Source organism: Polaromonas sp. (assembly GCF_013817205.1).
Classification (GTDB): Bacteria; Pseudomonadota; Gammaproteobacteria; order Burkholderiales; family Burkholderiaceae_C; genus Polaromonas.
In genome coordinates this window covers 25,158-40,721 of the sequence record NZ_JACDDD010000029.1, presented here as the reverse complement: position 1 = coordinate 40,721, position 15,564 = coordinate 25,158, and the positions used below count along the sequence as shown (strand labels likewise).

Genomic DNA, 15,564 nt, shown 5'->3' with positions numbered 1-15,564 from the left:
GCCCTATCGGATATATACCTCCGGCAGAAGCTGAGGCAAACTACTACCGGCAACTCGCCAGTCAAGCCTCCACGGTGGAGGCATGACTTAAACCAAACAGCCTCCATGAAACCCGGGGCGATTCAGTCTGACTCGTTCTCCCCAATCACTAAGGCTAGCAATACAGCTACTCAAATCACCCGCTTCAACAACCCCATCACCTGATCAAAGCGCTTGCCATAAGGCGGATAAAACAAATCCCCCCGCGCCCACTTCGACTGCACCAGCACCGGCTTTTGCTGCGTCAGGCGCAGGAAGCCGGCCTCGCCGTGGTAGCTGCCCCAACCGCTGTCGCCGACGCCGCCGAAAGGCAAATTTTCGTGAGCGATGTGCATCAGGGTGTCGTTGACGGTCACGCCACCGCTGACGGTGTTGGCCAGCACGTCGTCGCGTGATTCGGTGTCTGTACCAAACCAGTACAGCGCCAGCGGCCGTGGCCGGTCGTTGATGTGGCGGATGGCCTCGTCGAGCGAGCCATAGGCCAGCACCGGCAGGATGGGGCCGAATATTTCTTCGCTGAGCAATTTGGAATCGGCAGCGGTGTCGAACACCAGCACCGGCGCCATCTGGCGTGAGTCTGTGGCCGCAGCGCTGCCGGGGTTGACCACCTGCAGCCGCGCGCCGCCGGCTTCGGCCTGGGCCAGCAGTGCCTGCAGGCGCTCATGGTGGCGCGGGCTGATGATGGCGGCGTAGTCGGGGTTGCCGGCGATAGTGGGGAACAGTTTCGCCACCGCGCGTGCGAAGGCTTCGCCAAAAGCGGCTTCCTGGCCGCGGGGGAGCAACACGTAGTCGGGCGCGATACAGGTCTGTCCAGCGTTGAGCAGCTTGCCGTGCGCGATCTTGATGGCGGCGCTGTCGAGATCGCAGGACGCGTCGATGATGCAGGGCGACTTGCCACCGAGCTCCAGCGTGGTCGGCGTCAGGTTGGCGGCGGCGGCCTCGGCGACCTTGCGGCCCACGGCGGTGGAACCGGTAAAAAACAGGTGGTCAAACGGCAAGGCGGCAAAGGCGGCAGCGACCTCACCGTCGCCCTGCACCACGCAGACTTCGTCGGGCGCATACGCCTCGCCCAGCAGCTTTTCCAGCAGGGCCGAGGTGGCCGGCGTCAGCTCGCTGGGTTTGAGCATCACGCGGTTACCGGCGGCCAGCGCGGTGATGACCGGGCCGAGCGAGAGCTGGACCGGGTAGTTCCAGGGCGAGACCACACCGACCACGCCCAGCGGCTGGCGCTGCAAAAAAGCGCGTGCAGGCAACAGGTAGAGCGGCGTACTGACGCGCACCGGTTTCATCCATTTCGCGAGTTTTTTTAGCGTAGTCGACAGCAGTGAACGCAGCACAAAAAGGTCGGCAATTTCGGTGAGCTGCGGCGAACGCACGCCAAAGTCCTGCTGCACCGCCTGCGCCAGTGCCGCACCATGCGCGTCAAGCAGGCGCGCCATGCGCAGCAGGCGCTCGCGGCGCAAGTCCAGCGGCACATCGATCTGCGCGCGGCTGGCGCGGTGCTGGGCATCAAACAGGGTGCTTAGGGTGTTGGGGGTGGCGGTCATGCAGCCATGATAGGCTGCGGCCCTTGCCCGCAGTAGGGGCCTGACTCCAACGGTGCGAATGTGCAGATAATCGCGGCATGACATCTCCCCCCACCTCCACCCCCGCAAGCCAGCGGCTGGACACCGCGCTGGCGGCCATCACCGCTGCCGGCGACGAAGGCCGGCGCATCTTCACGAGGGTGTATGCCCACAGCGCCCGCGTGGCGGCACAGGCGTCTGAACGGCGTGCCGCTACCGGCACAGCCCTGGGCCCGCTGGACGGGCGCATCGTCTCGATCAAGGACTTGTTCGACGTGGCGGGTGAAGCCACCACGGCCGGATCGATTCTGCTACGCGATGCGCCACCGGCCGCGCAGGACGCGCTGGTGATCAGCCGCCTGCGCGCGGCAGGCGCCGTCATCATCGGCAAAACCAACATGACCGAATTCGCTTTCTCTGGCGTCGGCATCAACCCACACTACGGCACGCCCGGCAACGCGCTGGACCCCAGCCGCATTCCGGGCGGGTCTTCATCCGGCGCTGGCGTTTCGGTGGCGCGTGGCATGTGTGAAATCGCCATCGGCTCCGACACCGGGGGCTCGGTGCGCATCCCTTCGGCGCTCAACGGCCTGGTCGGTTTCAAGCCGACGCAGGCCCGGGTACCACGCGACGGCGCTTTTCCGCTCTCGTACACGCTGGACACGCTGGGGCCCCTGTGTCACAGCGTGTCCGATGCCTCGGCCGCAGACAGCGTGCTGGCCGGCAATCCCGATGAGCCACTACACGCCCGCCATGTGCCTGGTCTGCGGCTAGGCGTGCCGCGCGGCATATTGTTCAGCCAGGCCGATGACGAAGTGCTGACAGCGTTTGAACAGGCATTGAGCAAGCTCGGCGGTGTGGGCGCGTGTCTCAGCGACGAAAGCCTTGATGATTTGCTGGGCCAGCCCTTTCGTCTGCAGGAACGCGGCACCCTGGTGGCCGCCGAGGCGGCCTGGATCCATCACCAATGGGTGGACAGCCGGCCGGCCGAGTACGACCCCATCGTGCTCGGCCGCATACGCCGCGGCCAGACGCTGGACGCGGCCAGTTATGTCGGCATTCAGCAGGCACGCGCCGCGCTGCTGCCGGCGCTTGACGCCCGCATGGCGAAGCTCGATGCGCTGGTGCTGCCCACGGTGCCGCTGCTGGCGCCGTGCATCGCAGACGTGCAGGAAGAGGACGTCTTTCTGCGCACCAACGCGCTGCTGCTGCGCAACCCCTCGGTGTTCAACTTCTTTGATTTACCGGCGCTGTCCTTGCCGCTGCCGCGCCAGAACGGCCTGGCGGTGGGCCTGATGCTGGTCGGCAAACGCGGCGCCGACCGGGAACTGCTGGCGCTGGGCGCCGCAGTGGAAGCGCTGCTGGTCGGTTGAGGGTCAAATCAGCCTCCAACCCCCGACTGACGGGCGCAAGCAGCTATGAATTTGATAGTAAAATGGCGCGTATCAGGCCCACAAAGCCCGCATGGCCTGCGAAAAATCCGCCGCCAGCCGCTGCCATTCAGGGACCTGCCCGCTGCTGAGCACGCGCCGGCCTGCGACAAACACCTCGCTCAGGCGCGCGTCCGGGCTGGAGAACACCATGGCATCAAGCACATGATCGGCGGGCACGCCGAGCAGCGCCGGCGAGGCCATGTCCACCACCGCGAAGTCGGCGCGCTGGCCCACTGCCAGGCCGGCCAGCGGCAGCGAGGTCGCCCCCGACCCACCGGCCAGCGCGGCTGAAAAAAGCCTGTCCGCACTGGACGTACCGCCCAGCACACGCGCTGCGATGTTGCGCTGGCGCAGGCTCAGGCGCTGTGAATATTCCAGCAGGCGCAGCTCTTCCTGCCAGCTGCGCGTGACGTGGCTGTCGGAGCCTATCGACCAGCGGCCGCCCGCTGCGGCATACGCCGGCAAGTCGAACACGCCGTCGCCGAGGTTCGCCTCCGTGTTCGGGCAGATCACGATGGCTGCGCCGCTGCGCTGCACCCCCTGCAGTTCGTCCGCTGTGGACTGGGTCGCGTGCACCAAATTCCAGTGCGCGCCGACGGGCGCATGGGACAGCAGCCATTCGATGGGCCGCTGGCCGGTGGCGGCAACGCAGTCGTTCACCTCTTGCGTCTGTTCGGCGATGTGGGTGTGCACCGCCATGCCCCGCGCCCGCGCCGCCGCCGCTACTTCCTGCAGGGCCGCCGCGTTGACTGCGCGCAGCGAATGCAACGCCAGGCCAGTGTTGACGCGGCTATCACTCTGGGCCATCACCCCTTCGGCCAGACGCAGCACCGAATCAGGCGTCGAGGCAAAACGCCGCTGGTCCTCGCGCAGACCGGTCGCGTTAAAACCAGAGCGCATGTACAGCGTGGGCAGCAGTGTCAGACCCATGCCCGTGCGTTGCGCCGCACGCACCAGGGCCAGCGACATGGCCAGAGGGTCGGCATACGGCTTGCCGTCGGTGTGGTTGTGCAGGTAATGGAACTCGCAGACCTGGGTGTAACCGGCCTGCAGGAGCTCGGCATAAAGCAGTGCGGCGATTGCTTCAAGCTGTTCTGGCGTGATGCGCAAGGCGGCGCTGTACATGCGGTCGCGCCAGCTCCAAAAATCGTCTCCTCCGGCACTGGCACGCTCCGTGAGCCCGACGATGGCACGCTGGAAGGCGTGGCTGTGCGCATTGACAAGGCCTGGCAAGACAGGGCCGCTCAACCGCTCGGCATCTCGCAGCGCTTGAGGCGTGCCCTTCGCCTGGATGCGCAGCCAGTGGCCATCGGCCCCGACGGTCAGCAACACGTCCTGCGCCCAGGCGCCATTCACCCAGGCTTGCGGCGCGGCGTAGGTTTTCGATTCAGCGCGCATACAGCTTGCGGGCAGCGGCCAGGCTGACAGACACCATTTTGTTCAGCACCGGCTGGATCTTTTGCGCCAGGGTTTCGTCATACGCAAAAGGTGAAACTTCCTGCATGTACAGACTCTGGCATTTTTCGAGTTGCACCGCATGCACATGCTGCGCTGGCCGGCCATAGTGGCGAGTGATGTAGCCGCCCTTGAAGCGACCGTTGACGACGCTGCTCACACCCGGCACGCCGGCACAGCCGGCTGCGGCGGCATCGGTGATGCAGGCATGCGCCGCCGCACCATGGGCGGTGCCTATGTTCAGGTCAGGCAGGCGCCCCTCGAACAGCCAGGGAATTTCCGAGCGGATGCTGTGTGCGTCCCACAGCAGCACAAAGCCGTGCTCGGCCTTCAGGCGTGCCAGTTCTGCGGCCAGCGCCGCGTGGTAGGGCTGCCAGTACATCTCGCGGCGGCGCAGGCGCTCGGCCAGGTCGGGCGCCCTGCCCACCTTGTACAGCGCATCGCCGTTGAAAAAATGGGTGGGGCACAGTTCGGTGTTCGACGCGCCCGGGTACATGGGCGCGTCGTCGGGCGGGCGGTTCAGATCGATCACGTAACGCGAATAGCGCGGCGTGATCACGCTGGCGCCGAGTGCGGGCAAGAAATCGTACAGGCGCTGCAAATGCCAGTCGGTGTCCTCCAGACCCAGCGCGCGTGGGGCGTAGTCGACCTGCAGCTCAATCGGAATCTCGGTGCCGGTGTGCGGCATGCTGACCAGCAGTGGGACGTTGCCGCGTTCGAGGGTAAAACTCATACAGGCTCACCATTCAAAATAAGTCGAAGCCGCCCGGGCGCCGAGGGCTTAAAGCCCACGGGGAGCCCGGTGGCAACGAATAAAAAATCCGATCAGCTCCGGGACAGGACCGCACGCAGGAAATCACGGGTTCGGGTCTGCGCCGGGTTGGTGAAAATAATATCGGGTGGCCCGGCTTCGATCACCACACCGCCATCCATCACCACCACGACGTCGCCCACCTCGCGGGCAAAGTCCATTTCATGGGTCACGACCATCATCGTCATGCCCTCGCTCGCCAGCAGCTTCATGACCTGCAGCACCTCACCCACGAGTTCGGGGTCCAGCGCGGAAGTGGGCTCGTCAAACAGCATGACTTTGGGCTGCATAGCCAGCGCCCTGGCAATGGCCACCCGCTGCTTCTGCCCCCCGGACAGGCTGGCGGGCATGGCATGGGCTTTTTCGGCCAGCCCCACCTTCTCGAGCAGTGCCATGGCTTCGGACTGCGCCTGTTTCCTCGAAACACCGCGCACCTTGCGCGGACCGACGGTGATGTTGTCAATCACCGGCAGGTGGGGGAACAGGTTGAAGGACTGGAACACCATGCCAACATCCTCCCGCAAATGGTTGAGCGCCACCTCGCTCAGCATCTGACCGTCTTCGACCAGCGTGCTTCCGCAGATCTCGATCCGGCCCTTCTCGGGTGTTTCCAGCCCGTTGCAACAGCGCAAAAAAGTGCTTTTCCCCGACCCGCTGGGGCCGATCACCACCACCACCTGCGAGGGCTGGACATCGAAATCGATGCCTTTCAACACGGTGTGGTTGCCAAAAGACTTACGCAAGCCGCGTATGCTGACAATCGCCTGTTCAGTTTTCATTGCACCATGCCTCCCGCACGCAGCCGTTGTTCGATGTGGCGCAGCGCCAGCGTTGTCAGCCCGGTCAGAACAAAATACATCACGGCGATGGCCAGGTAAACCTCCAGCGAGCGGTAGGACACGCTGATGATTTTCTGTCCCTCATGCATCAGGTCGTGAATGGTCAGCAGAGACACCAGCGCAGAATTCTTGATCAACGCAATGAACTCGTTTCCCAGCGGGGGAATCATGCGCACCAGCGCCTGCGGCAGGATGATGCTGCGCATGGCCGTGCCATACGACATGCCCACGGACCGCGCAGCTTCCATCTGACCCCGGTCAATCGACTGAATGGCCCCACGCACAATTTCCGACACATAGGCGCCAGAGTAAATGCCCAGCCCGATCACGCCGCACAAAAAAGCCGGGAGCAAAATGCCGAACTGCGGCAAACCGAAAAACAAAATGAACAGTTGCACCAGCAAGGGCGTTCCCCGAATCGCGGCGACGTAGCTTGTGCACAGTGCATACACCACGCGTCTTTTCGGGTTGAGACGGCCTATCCCCACCAGCAACCCCATGACGCAGCCAAGCGCTAGGGACACTGCGGTAATTTCCACGGTGACCAGGCCACCCTGAAGCAGGTTGCGCCAGCCAGCCCACACGGGGGAGAAATCGAGTTCCATCTAATGCGCTCCGCGGTTAACAGTTTACTTGGTGGTGCCGCTAAACCACTTTTTGACGATCTGTGCATAGGTGCCATCGGCCTTGAGTTTGGCCAGTGCGCCGTTGACGGACCGGGTCAGCTCGGGGCTGTCCTTGCGCAGGGCCATGCCGTACTCTTCGGTCGTGATTTGTTGCTCCAACACGCGCTGTCCGCCGCGGGTTCGCACATACTGGAACGCTGCGGGCTTGCCGGTCACGGCCGCATCGGCCCGACCGATCTCAACCAGATTGAACATCTCCTGGTTTTTTTCAACCTCCACCAGTTGCACCTGCGGGTGGTTGGCTGCCAGGTAAGACACCGACTTGGTGCCGACCTGTACGGCCACTTTTTTGCCATTCAGGTCTGCCAGCGTCTTGATGGCGGTGTTGCCCTCCTTGACCATGGCCACCAGACCACCGGCGTAGTATGAGTCCGTGAAATCCACGACTTTCTTGCGGTCATCCGTTATGTAGATGGCTGACACCGCCATGTCAAAACGCTTGGAAATGAGCCCCGGAATCAGGCCCTTGAAATCGATATCGACCCATTCGACACGCTTGTTCAATACCTTGCCGATGGCTTCGACCAGCTCGATGTCGAAGCCGGTGCGCTTACCACCCTCGACGTACTCCATGGGCGGGAAGGTGGCATCGGTGCCGACGCGAAGAACGTCTTGCGCGTGTGCGCTCATGCCACCCAGGCCGAGGACGGCAAAGCAGGAAAGCAGGAATTGACGGCGAAAGTTCATGGGATTTTCTCCAAGGGTTAATGAATCAAGGTACTCAAACTTCGGGAAATGCGGGCGGCAGTCACCACCGTCATCTGAATCAGGGGGGAATGTTTGTCCAGGATGCGCACACTCGGTGCCATGAGCGTCAAGGCGCCGACGGCTTGTTGTCCCATGGCGAACAAGGGGGCACTGACGCCCCAGACACCGGCATCCACCTCCCCATGGCTGACGGCAAACCCGGCCTTGCGGATCGCGTCCAGTTCGGCCACCCGGCCGGCCTGCGGGAGCTCGGGTGTACCCGAAGCCGCGTCCCGGGCCGCCTCGGGCAGGTGCGCCAGCAGGCACTTCGCCGAAGCGCCTTTTTCCAGAGGGACACTGCGCCCTTTTTCGAAAGAACAGCGCAGGGCTTGCCGGCTCTCGACCATCTCGATGCAGATAGCCTGGCCGTTCACCGCCACAATGAGGCCCACACTTTCCTGGGATTGCTGCGCCAGCACCAGCATGTCCTGGCGCGCCTGCCGGGCCAGGTGGGAGGCCATGTCAAAACCCAGCGCCAGTTGAAGACTCAGCGGCCCGGGGGCGTAGCGTCCCTCCACTTCAAGAACAAAACCCCAGCGCTTGAGGGCATGAAGCTGGCGGTAAAGCGTGCTCTGGCTCAGGCCAGTCTTACGCACCAACTCCGTCGCGGTCAGTGGATGCCCCTGCTGCGCCAGCGTGGCAAGCACCACCAGGGCGCGATCAACCGCAGAAACAGCATGCGAATCAGGCAACATCGTTTCAGTATCAGGCGCTTGCCTGAACGCGTAAAACACTATTTCTCATTGACTGGGAATAGCCCTCTCTTTTTTGAATCTCGCAAAGCGCAACCCTGGCTTCATCGTCGAATCAGCAGGGCCCGCCGTCGGGATGGGGGACACCGCAACTATGCGGGAGCCGTCTTTGTGCTGCAGTACGTCGCAAAACTCATACCAGTTCACCCTCGATCACCGTCTGCAGGCGCGGATTCGCGCCGATGGCACAGGCCAGTTGCGCGGGATGGCCCACATCCCACAACACGAAGTCGGCGCGCATGCCGGGGGCAAGCACTCCGCGGTCAGACAGTCCCAGCGCTTTGGCGGCGTGGCGCGTCACGCCAGCCAATGCTTCCTCGGGTGTCAGGCGGAACAGCGTGCAGGCCATGTTGAGCATCAACAGCAGCGAGGTGCAGGGTGAGCTGCCGGGGTTGCAGTCCGTGGAAATTGCCATGACCACGCCGTGCTGGCGCAGCAGGGCCACTGGCGGCAGCTTTGTTTCGCGCAGAAAATAGAAGGCCCCGGGCAGGAGCACGGCCACGCTGCCGGCTTTCGCCATGGCGGCCGCGCCCTCTTCGCTGAGCCACTCGAGGTGGTCACAACTGAGTGCGCCGTACCGCGCCGCGAGCTGGGCGCCACTGCTGTCGCTGAGCTGTTCGGCATGCAGCTTGACCCGCAGGCCCAGCGCCTGCGCCGCCTGGAACACGCGCTCTGTCTGCGCCGTACTGAAAGCAATACGCTCACAAAACGCATCGACCGCATCGACCAAGCCTTCGGCATGCAGCAGCGGCAACATGCGGACCACCTCGTCCACATAGGCATCTTGCCGGCCGGTGTATTCGGGCGGCAACGCGTGGGCGCCCAGAAAAGTGGTGCGTACCTCCACCGGTTGAATGCGACCCAGTTCACGCGCCACGCGCAAGGCCTTGCGTTCATGCTCGAGTGCCAGGCCATAACCCGACTTGATTTCCAGCGTGGTCACGCCTTCAGCCAGCAAGGCCCGCAGGCGCTTAAGGCTCTGCGCACTGAGTTCCGCCTCGCTTGCCGCGCGTGTGGCTTTCACGGTCGAGGCGATACCGCCACCGGCGCGGGCGATGTCCTCATAACTTGCACCCTGCAGGCGCAGCTCGAACTCGTGGGCCCGATCACCGCCATACACCAGATGGGTGTGGCAGTCGATCAGACCCGGCGTGATCAAGGCACCACCGGTATCGTGTTCGTGCGTGACCCGCGCGGCCAGGTCGGCGGGCAACTCGTTGCGCGTACCGGCCCAAGTGATCTGCCCGGCCTCAACAGCCAGCGCAGCGTCCTTGATCAAGCCGTAAGGCGCGGCATGGCCGGCCTGCAGCGTAGCGATGTCGCAATGGGTCCAGACCTGCAGCGTCATCGGGCCATCTCCATCCACAGCGCCGTCGGCGCTTCAATGCGCACGGATGCACCGTCGGCGAGCGCGCGCCAGGCCAGCGTGTGCGGCGCCACAGTGACGAATTTCCTGTTCACCTGCACCCGCACCGGCTCGTCCCAGGCATAAACAGCCACGCGTGTACCGGGTTGCACCTTCACATCCAGCGCACCGAGAACGCGCACCATGCTTGACCGCGTGTGTCCCCGCTTGAGCATCAGGTTGAAGTCCTCGGTGGGACCATCAATCAGTTCGCAGGCGCAGTCCTGGTCACCGTCGAAGCGCAGCGGCGGCCCCTGCGCACTCATTTCGTGCGTCCCGCCTGCCAGCGTCAGACGCACGCCGGCGCCACCCAACACTGCGAACCAGCGCTCCACACCTTCGAAGCGCGAGAAGGGGCCATTCTTTTCGATCTGGGCCACAGAGATGCGCCAGTCCCAGTCCTGCGGTGTCGGCCAGGCGATCAGTTCGCGCGTCACACCGCCACCATTACGCCAGGGGGACGGTGCAACGTCTTCGAGGGGAATCATCTGCCAGCTCATGGGCTCACCTCCGCACTGTGGACTGTGTTCATGCCTGAAATTGTCCTGCAAAGCTGTAACGCGTGCCAGGGTAAACCAGGCGCGCCACGCTAGCCACATGGGCGCCACTGACAGTACGTCGCATCATGGCCAGGCAGGGTTCGCTGCGTTTGATTCCCAGTTGTTTTGCCTCTTGTGCGGTGGGCAGGCAAGCTTCAATCGAGTAGCTGGCTTCTGTCAACGGTGCATGTAACAGCAGGTGGTGGGTGGGCGTGGTCCGGGTGAAGTCGGTCTCCAGAAAGCCGGGCGCTGCCGCGGGGTTGACGTAGCGGTCTTCGTACTGAATAGGCACGCCGTTTTCCAGGTGCACCAGCAAGGTGTGAAAAATCCGCGCACCGGCGCGCAGGCCCAAGGTTTTGGCCAAGTCAGCGCTGGCTTTCTCGGCTTCTACCAACAGTACCCGGGTGGTGTGCACATGGCCGCGTTCGGCCACTTCTTCATGGATGTCGCGAATGGTCAGCCGGGACGAAATGCGGTGCAGCTCGGCCACCCGGGTGCCGGAGCCCTGCACCCGCGTCACCATGCCTTCGGCGGCCAGCTCGCGCAGCGCGCGGTTGACCGTCATGCGGCTGATGCCGAACTGCGTCATCAGCGCCGCCTCGCTGGGCACCGGGTCACCCGGTTTCCAGGTGCCGGCGCTGATCCGTGTCTTGATAAAGGCCTTGACCTGCTCGTACGCAGGAATAGGGGTTTTTGGCATAGACCGTAGATTACCCCAGTTGACACAAGTTGTATAGACAACTACGATTTGCCGGAATAAATAGTTTCCGGATCTCATTCCCGCTGGAGCACCGCCATGTCAGACCTTTCGCAAACCCCTTTTCTCGACAGCAAGGCCAGGCCGGTCCGTGCGCCGCGTGGCAACAGCCTCACCTGCGCCAACTGGCAGATTGAGGCGGCCTACCGCATGATTCAAAACAATCTCGACCCAGAGGTTGCCGAAAACCCCGACGAGCTGGTGGTGTACGGCGGCATCGGCAAGGCGGCGCGCAACTGGCCGGCGTTTGACGCCATTCTTGATTCGCTGCGCAAACTCAAGGCCGACGAAACCCTGCTGGTGCAGTCGGGCAAGCCGGTCGGCGTGTTTCGCACCCACCCTGGCGCGCCGCGCGTGCTGATTGCCAACTCCAATCTGGTGCCCAAGTGGGCCACCTGGGAGCACTTCAACGAGCTTGATCGCGCCGGGCTGATGATGTACGGCCAAATGACAGCTGGTAGCTGGATTTACATTGGCACACAAGGCATTGTCCAGGGCACCTACGAAACCTTTGTTGAAGCGGGTCGTCAGCATTTCAAAGGCGACCTGGCTGGCCGCTGGGTGCTGACCGCCGGTCTGGGCGGCATGGGCGGCGCGCAGCCACTGGCCGCCACCTTTGCCGGCGCCTGTTCGCTGAACATTGAGTGCCAGCAGTCCCGCATCGATTTTCGGCTGCGCACGCGTTACGTCGACAAGCAGGCTAAAGACCTCGACGAAGCGCTGGAGATGATCAAGCACCACACCAGCCGCAAGGAAGCCGTGTCCATTGCCCTGTGCGGTAATGCGGCCGAGATTGTTCCGGAGCTGGCACGCCGTGCCGCGGCCGGCGGCATGCGCCCCGACATGGTGACCGACCAGACGTCGGCGCACGACATCATCAACGGCTACCTGCCGGCGGGCTGGAGCGTGGCGCAATGGCAGGCCGCGCAGAAAGACCCGGCGCAACACGCCGCGCTCACGAAGGCTGCGGGCGAGTCCTGTGCCACGCACGTCAAGGCCATGCTGGCCTTCCACGCCATGGGCATTCCCACCGTGGACTACGGCAACAACCTGCGCCAAGTTGCCAAAGATTTTGGCGTGGCCAACGCGTTTGACTACCCCGGCTTTGTGCCGGCTTACATTCGCCCGCTGTTCTGTCGCGGCGTCGGCCCCTTCCGCTGGGTGGCGCTTTCCGGCGACCCAGAAGACATTCGCAAGACCGACGCGAAGATGAAAGAACTTTTCCCCGACAACAAACATCTGCACCGCTGGCTGGACATGGCGGAAGAACGCATCAGCTACCAGGGCCTGCCGGCGCGCATCTGCTGGATAGGCCTGGGTGAGCGCCACCTGGCGGGCCTGGCCTTTAACGAGATGGTTAAATGCGGGGAACTCAAAGCTCCGATCGTGATTGGCCGCGACCACCTGGACAGCGGCTCTGTGGCTTCGCCCAACCGCGAGACCGAAGCCATGAAGGACGGCAGCGACGCGGTGAGCGACTGGCCCTTACTCAACGCCCTGCTCAACACCGCCAGCGGTGCCACCTGGGTCAGCCTGCACCATGGCGGCGGCGTGGGCATGGGCTACTCGCAGCACTCCGGGGTGGTCATTGTTTGCGACGGAACACCCGAAGCAACGGACCGTATTGAACGCGTGTTGTTCAATGACCCGGCCACCGGCGTGATGCGCCATGCCGATGCGGGCTACGACATCGCCAAAACCAGCGCCCGTGAGAACGGCCTAAACCTGCCGATGATTGGCTGAACACGCTACCGTTCGGGCTGAGCCCGTCGAAGCCTGCCCCGAGCTTGCTGGACACCCTCAGACAGGCTCAGAGCGAACGGAGATTTGAAAAAACACCATGCCAAATAAAGAAACCCTCATCCCCGGCGAACTCAGCCTCGCCCAGTTACGCCGCCTCTGCGGTGTAGTGCCCGTGCCAGTGACGCTGGACAGCGCCTGCCGCACGGGCGTGCGCGCCAGCGCCGCACTGGTACACCAAGCGGCCAGCGGCGGTGCAGCGGTGTACGGGGTGAACACAGGCTTCGGCAAACTAGCCAACACGCGCATTGCAAAAAAAGACCTGGCCATCCTGCAGCTCAAGCTGCTGCGCTCGCACGCCGTCGGTGTCGGCGAGCCGCTGCCTGCACGTGTGGTTCACCTGATCCTGCTGCTCAAGGCGGCCAGCCTGGCTCGCGGCTACTCGGGTGTGCGTGAAGAGGTGATTGATGCGCTGCTCGATTTGCACAACAACGACATCTGCCCGGTGATTCCCTGCCAGGGCTCGGTCGGCGCTTCGGGCGACCTGGCGCCGCTGGCGCATTTGTGCCTGCCGCTGGTGGGTGAAGGTGAAGTTTTTTGCCGGGGTCAGCGGCTGCCGGCCGCGCAGGCACTGGCGCAGGCCGGTCTGCAGCCTCTTGAACTCTCGGCCAAGGAAGGACTGGCGCTGATCAATGGCACTCAGGTTTCGACCGCGCTGGCGCTGGATGCGCTGTTTGCCGCCGAGCGCCTGTTCGAGACCGCCGTGATCTCGGGCGCGTTGACGCTGGACGCCGCGCGCGGCAGCGACGGCCCGTTTGACCCGCGCATCCATGCGGTGCGCGGCCAGCCCGGGCAGATCGCCTGCGCCGCCGCCTACCGCGCCCTGACGGCGGGCAGTGAAATCCGCCGCTCGCACCTTGAAAATGATGACCGCGTGCAGGACCCGTACTGCCTGCGCTGCCAGCCCCAGGTGATGGGCGCCTGCCTGGACCAGATGCGTTACGCCGCACAGGTGCTGGTGATCGAAGCCAATGCCGTGACCGACAACCCGCTGGTGTTTGCCGCCGAGGGTAGCCTGCTCTCCGGTGGTAACTTCCATGCGGAACCCGTTGCACTGGTCTGCGACGCGCTGGCTGTGGCAATTGCCGAAATTGGCGCCATCACCGAGCGCCGTATCGCCATGCTGGTTGACACTGTGGTGTCGCGCCTGCCGCCTTTCCTCACGCCCGATGCCGGGCTCAACTCCGGCTTCATGATCGTGCACGTCACGGCCGCCGCGCTGGCGTCCGAGAACAAGTCGCTGGCGCACCCGGCCAGCGTGGACAGCCTGCCGACCTCGGCGAATCAGGAAGACCATGTGAGCATGGCCACCTTTGCAGCGCGCCGCTTGCAGCCCATGTTGCGCAATACCGCCTACATCGTCGGCATCGAATTACTGGCCGCAGCGCAAGGCATTGAGTTTTTACGCCCCCTCAGGAGTTCGGCCCCGCTAGAGCGTGTGTTGCGCCTGATACGCATCGTCTCGCCGGCCATGATGGAAGACCGCAGCCTGGCGCGCGACATGGAGGCGGTGCACCATCTGGTGGCGAGCGGGGACATGGCGGCAGCACTCGATGCCGCCATGCCTGAGTTGCACGCGCTGCGTCTCGCGAATTTCGCACCCCTTGCCCCCTATCTGGCATGAACACTGCATACCTTTCGATCACCCGTCCCTTCAACCGTCAACCCAAGGAGTTCCCATGAAGAAGCTGCTCACTTTCTCGCTCATCGCCGCGGCCTGCCTGTCTGCACATGCGCAGTTGCAGGAAACCAAAATCACCCTGGGCATGTCTGGCTGGACGGGCTTTGCCCCGCTGACCCTGGCCAAGGAAGCCGGCATCTTCAAGAGGAACGGACTGGATGTAACAATCAAGAAAATTCCGCAGAAAGATCGTCACCTCGCGATTGCATCCGGTGACGTTCAATGTGCCGCCACCACGGTGGAGACCTGGATCGTCTGGAACGCCAACGGCGTGGCCACCACGCAAATCTTCCAGCTCGACAAGAGCTACGGTGCCGATGGCATGGTGGTCAAACCCGGCATTATGAAAATCAGCGATCTCAAAGGTAAAACCGTTGCTGCCAGCGCACCGGGCACCGCACCCTGGTTCACGCTCGCCTGGATGCTCAAGAAAAACGGCCTGAGCCCCAAGGACGTGAAGATCGTCAACCTCGAGCCGCAAGCCGCCGCCAACGCGATGATTGCCGGCACCGACGGCATTGACGCCGCCATGACTTACGAACCTTACCTCGGCGCAGTGCGTGCCAAGCCTGAAGCCGGCAAGATCATCGCCACCACGCTCGACTACCCGATGATCATGGACACCGTGGGTTGCACACCCAAGTTCCTCACCGACAACCCGCGTGCTGCCAAGGCGCTGGCCGACAGCTATTTCGACGCGCTGGAAATGATTGCCAAAGAGCCGCAGAAAAGCTTTGAAATCATGGGCGCGGATGTCAAACAACCCGCCGACAAGTTTGAAGCCAGCCAGAAATACCTGCGCTGGCAAGACCGCGCAGCCAACCTGAAGTTCTTTGCTGGCGAACACGCCGCCTTCAGCAAGGAAGCCGCCGAGCTGCTGCTCGAAGCCGGCGTTATCAAAGCCCTGCCGGACATGAGCAAGCTGGCCGACACACGTTTTATCAAGTGAACAACTTGTCATTGCGAGCCCGAACCAGAGGTCTCCTCTGGATCCGCCGCAATCCCTGCCTGGGTGCCTGATTGCAGGTACTCAGGCAGGGATCCCGGAGAGTCCG

14 protein-coding genes are annotated in these 15,564 nt (G+C 63.5%); 4 read left to right on the top strand and 10 right to left on the bottom strand.

Annotated elements, in window-relative coordinates:
• Positions 1-170: 170 nt before the first annotated feature.
• Entirely contained in the window at positions 171-1,586 is a 1,416-nt protein-coding gene (locus tag H0W47_RS08920; protein WP_296923330.1) for a coniferyl aldehyde dehydrogenase, read from the bottom strand.
• 77 nt (positions 1,587-1,663) lie between these two features.
• Between H0W47_RS08920 and H0W47_RS08915 the strand changes: the two genes are divergently transcribed.
• Positions 1,664-2,977: an amidase gene (locus H0W47_RS08915; RefSeq protein WP_296923327.1), complete on the top strand. Its 1,314-nt coding sequence runs from the start codon at positions 1,664-1,666 to the stop codon at positions 2,975-2,977.
• Positions 2,978-3,049: 72 nt separating this feature from the next.
• On the opposite strand, the gene H0W47_RS08910 is transcribed toward H0W47_RS08915, so the two are convergent.
• From H0W47_RS08910 to hutC, 9 genes are all read right to left on the bottom strand, one after another.
• Complete coding sequence (locus H0W47_RS08910; protein ID WP_296923325.1) at positions 3,050-4,435, bottom strand: formimidoylglutamate deiminase; 1,386 nt, start codon at positions 4,433-4,435, stop codon at positions 3,050-3,052.
• Positions 4,425-5,225, bottom strand: a complete 801-nt coding sequence (hutG, locus tag H0W47_RS08905; protein ID WP_296923322.1) for an N-formylglutamate deformylase — start codon at positions 5,223-5,225, stop codon at positions 4,425-4,427. The genes H0W47_RS08910 and hutG overlap by 11 nt, the downstream gene beginning before the upstream one ends.
• Before the next feature lie 92 nt (positions 5,226-5,317).
• A complete protein-coding gene (locus H0W47_RS08900) occupies positions 5,318-6,082 on the bottom strand; it encodes an amino acid ABC transporter ATP-binding protein (protein ID WP_296923319.1) in 765 nt (254 codons plus the stop codon).
• Positions 6,079-6,747: an amino acid ABC transporter permease gene (locus H0W47_RS08895; protein ID WP_296923316.1), complete on the bottom strand. Its 669-nt coding sequence runs from the start codon at positions 6,745-6,747 to the stop codon at positions 6,079-6,081. The genes H0W47_RS08900 and H0W47_RS08895 overlap by 4 nt, the downstream gene beginning before the upstream one ends.
• Positions 6,748-6,771: 24 nt before the next feature.
• Positions 6,772-7,515, bottom strand: coding sequence for a glutamine ABC transporter substrate-binding protein (locus tag H0W47_RS08890; RefSeq protein ID WP_296923313.1), 744 nt, complete (start codon positions 7,513-7,515; stop codon positions 6,772-6,774).
• Between the two features lie 17 nt (positions 7,516-7,532).
• The gene (locus H0W47_RS08885; RefSeq protein ID WP_296923310.1) at positions 7,533-8,270 is read right to left on the bottom strand and encodes an IclR family transcriptional regulator; all 738 of its coding nucleotides are present in this window, start codon (positions 8,268-8,270) and stop codon (positions 7,533-7,535) included.
• 190 nt (positions 8,271-8,460) lie between these two features.
• Positions 8,461-9,675, bottom strand: coding sequence for an imidazolonepropionase (hutI, locus tag H0W47_RS08880; RefSeq protein ID WP_296923307.1), 1,215 nt, complete (start codon positions 9,673-9,675; stop codon positions 8,461-8,463).
• Complete coding sequence (locus tag H0W47_RS08875; RefSeq protein WP_296923305.1) at positions 9,672-10,232, bottom strand: HutD family protein; 561 nt, start codon at positions 10,230-10,232, stop codon at positions 9,672-9,674. The genes hutI and H0W47_RS08875 overlap by 4 nt, the downstream gene beginning before the upstream one ends.
• Before the next feature lie 28 nt (positions 10,233-10,260).
• Complete coding sequence (gene hutC / locus H0W47_RS08870; RefSeq protein WP_296923303.1) at positions 10,261-10,971, bottom strand: histidine utilization repressor; 711 nt, start codon at positions 10,969-10,971, stop codon at positions 10,261-10,263.
• Positions 10,972-11,067: 96 nt separating this feature from the next.
• Here hutC and hutU point away from each other — a divergent pair, with 96 nt between their 5' ends.
• The 3 genes from hutU to H0W47_RS08855 all read left to right on the top strand — a co-directional run bounded on the left by hutU (position 11,068) and on the right by H0W47_RS08855 (position 15,458).
• The gene (hutU, locus tag H0W47_RS08865) at positions 11,068-12,771 is read left to right on the top strand and encodes a urocanate hydratase (protein ID WP_296923301.1); all 1,704 of its coding nucleotides are present in this window, start codon (positions 11,068-11,070) and stop codon (positions 12,769-12,771) included.
• Positions 12,772-12,868: 97 nt separating this feature from the next.
• On the top strand, positions 12,869-14,452 hold the full coding sequence (hutH, locus tag H0W47_RS08860) for a histidine ammonia-lyase (protein WP_296923299.1): 1,584 nt from the start codon (positions 12,869-12,871) through the stop codon (positions 14,450-14,452).
• Positions 14,453-14,507: 55 nt separating this feature from the next.
• Entirely contained in the window at positions 14,508-15,458 is a 951-nt protein-coding gene (locus H0W47_RS08855) for an ABC transporter substrate-binding protein (RefSeq protein WP_296923297.1), read from the top strand.
• Positions 15,459-15,564 lie beyond the last annotated feature (106 nt).

Excerpts from the sequence above, each read along its gene's own strand:
- H0W47_RS08920 (WP_296923330.1), bottom strand. The coding sequence starts at position 1,586 with ATGACCGCCACCCCCAACACCCTAAGCACCCTGTTTGATGCCCAGCAC.
- H0W47_RS08915 (WP_296923327.1), top strand. The coding sequence starts at position 1,664 with ATGACATCTCCCCCCACCTCCACCCCCGCAAGCCAGCGGCTGGACACC.
- H0W47_RS08910 (WP_296923325.1), bottom strand. The coding sequence starts at position 4,435 with ATGCGCGCTGAATCGAAAACCTACGCCGCGCCGCAAGCCTGGGTGAAT.
- hutG (WP_296923322.1), bottom strand. The coding sequence starts at position 5,225 with ATGAGTTTTACCCTCGAACGCGGCAACGTCCCACTGCTGGTCAGCATG.
- H0W47_RS08900 (WP_296923319.1), bottom strand. The coding sequence starts at position 6,082 with ATGAAAACTGAACAGGCGATTGTCAGCATACGCGGCTTGCGTAAGTCT.
- H0W47_RS08895 (WP_296923316.1), bottom strand. The coding sequence starts at position 6,747 with ATGGAACTCGATTTCTCCCCCGTGTGGGCTGGCTGGCGCAACCTGCTT.
- H0W47_RS08890 (WP_296923313.1), bottom strand. The coding sequence starts at position 7,515 with ATGAACTTTCGCCGTCAATTCCTGCTTTCCTGCTTTGCCGTCCTCGGC.
- H0W47_RS08885 (WP_296923310.1), bottom strand. The coding sequence starts at position 8,270 with ATGTTGCCTGATTCGCATGCTGTTTCTGCGGTTGATCGCGCCCTGGTG.
- hutI (WP_296923307.1), bottom strand. The coding sequence starts at position 9,675 with ATGACGCTGCAGGTCTGGACCCATTGCGACATCGCTACGCTGCAGGCC.
- H0W47_RS08875 (WP_296923305.1), bottom strand. The coding sequence starts at position 10,232 with ATGAGCTGGCAGATGATTCCCCTCGAAGACGTTGCACCGTCCCCCTGG.
- hutC (WP_296923303.1), bottom strand. The coding sequence starts at position 10,971 with ATGCCAAAAACCCCTATTCCTGCGTACGAGCAGGTCAAGGCCTTTATC.
- hutU (WP_296923301.1), top strand. The coding sequence starts at position 11,068 with ATGTCAGACCTTTCGCAAACCCCTTTTCTCGACAGCAAGGCCAGGCCG.
- hutH (WP_296923299.1), top strand. The coding sequence starts at position 12,869 with ATGCCAAATAAAGAAACCCTCATCCCCGGCGAACTCAGCCTCGCCCAG.
- H0W47_RS08855 (WP_296923297.1), top strand. The coding sequence starts at position 14,508 with ATGAAGAAGCTGCTCACTTTCTCGCTCATCGCCGCGGCCTGCCTGTCT.